This window comes from Corynebacterium sp. HMSC078H07, assembly GCF_001812805.1.
Lineage (GTDB): Bacteria > Actinomycetota > Actinomycetes > Mycobacteriales > Mycobacteriaceae > Corynebacterium.
Genome location: NZ_KV810431.1, coordinates 1 through 318, shown reverse-complemented (window position 1 = coordinate 318; position 318 = coordinate 1). Strand labels below are relative to the sequence as shown.

1 pseudogene is annotated in these 318 nt (G+C 61.9%); it reads left to right on the top strand.

Going from position 1 to position 318, the window contains the following annotated elements:
* Positions 1–202: pseudogene (locus tag HMPREF2875_RS13865) on the top strand (IS21 family transposase); the annotation flags it as partial.
* Between the last annotated feature and the right edge of the window lie 116 nt (positions 203–318).

Below are 318 nucleotides of genomic sequence, written 5' to 3'. Positions count from 1 at the left end.
GTCATATACCGCGGTCAAAAACATGATGGCCGCCATACGCAAAGAACACGCCACCCGGCCCCGCGGGTTAGACCAGGCCCCGCGCAGCACCACAGTCAACCAGCCCACCGCCCCTGCAATCACCGACCGGGATACCACCGGCGCGTTTCTCGGCGGTGCAGACCAGTTCAGCATGGACAACCTCGCTAAGAAAGGACACTAAAGCCCATGCCATCACCAACCCCGCCAGCAGATCGCTTCCTTGACGAGTCCGTCCTGCCCGACTTCACCGCGCTGCGGATGACTGCCTTCGGCAGAAGCGTCATCGACATCGCCAAC